Annotated in this window: 1 protein-coding gene; it reads right to left on the bottom strand. The window is 69.4% G+C overall.

The features are described 5' to 3' along the window. Window positions 1–1,141, bottom strand: a 1,141-nt coding sequence (gene ispG, locus ACFO4E_RS30050) for a flavodoxin-dependent (E)-4-hydroxy-3-methylbut-2-enyl-diphosphate synthase (protein ID WP_378580709.1), incomplete at both ends; no start/stop codon positions are given.

Genomic DNA, 1,141 nt, shown 5'->3' with positions numbered 1-1,141 from the left:
ACCGAGGGGGTGCCTGAGGCGGTGCCGTCGTCCTTCATGCCCTCGGCGATGCGCATGGCCTCTTCGATCAGGGTCTCGACGATCTTGGACTCCGGCACGGTCTTGATCACCTCGCCCTTGACGAAGATCTGCCCCTTGCCGTTGCCCGAGGCCACCCCCAGATCCGCCTCGCGCGCCTCACCCGGACCGTTGACCACACAGCCCATGACCGCCACCCGCAGCGGAACGTCCATCCCCTCCAACCCCGCCGTGACCTCATCGGCCAACGTGTACACATCGACCTGCGCCCGCCCGCAGCTCGGGCACGACACGATCTCCAGACCCCGCTCACGCAACCCCAGCGACTCCAGGATCTGCGCCCCCACCTTGACCTCCTCGGCCGGCGGCGCCGACAGGGAGACGCGGATGGTGTCGCCGATCCCCTCGGCCAGCAGCGCCCCGAAGGCCACCGCCGACTTGATCGTGCCCTGGAACGCCGGCCCCGCCTCGGTCACCCCCAGGTGCAGCGGGTAGTCGCAGCGCCGCGCCAGCTGCCGGTAGGCGTTGACCATCACTACCGGATCGTTGTGCTTGACCGAGATCTTGATGTCGCGGAACCCGTGCTCCTCGAACAGCGAGCACTCCCACAGCGCCGACTCCACCAGGGCTTCGGGCGTGGCCTTGCCGTACTTCTCCAGCAGCCGCTTGTCCAGCGAGCCGGCGTTGACGCCGATGCGGATCGGCACCCCGGCGTCCCCGGCCGCCTTGGCGATCTCGCCGACCTTGTCGTCGAACTTGCGGATGTTGCCCGGGTTGACCCGCACCGCCGCACACCCCGCGTCGATCGCGGCGAAGACGTACTTGGGCTGGAAGTGGATGTCGGCGATCACCGGGATCTGCGACTTGCGGGCGATGATGGGCAGCGCCTCGGCGTCGTCGGCGCTGGGCACCGCCACGCGCACGATCTGGCAGCCGCTCGCGGTCAGCTCGGCGATCTGCTGGAGGGTGGCGTTGATGTCGGAGGTCAGGGTCGTGGTCATCGACTGCACCGAGACGGGGGCGTCCCCGCCCACGGGGACACCGCCGACCATGATCTGCCGCGATCGCCGCCGCGTCGCCAACGGGCGCGGACGGGCGACAGGGATTCCGAGATCGACGGACA

Origin of the sequence: Nocardiopsis mangrovi (genome assembly GCF_042653925.1) — a bacterium.
Lineage (GTDB): Bacteria > Actinomycetota > Actinomycetes > Streptosporangiales > Streptosporangiaceae > Nocardiopsis_B > Nocardiopsis_B mangrovi.
The sequence above is the reverse complement of the archived record's forward strand: the minus strand, read 5'-3'. Positions and strand labels throughout refer to the sequence as shown.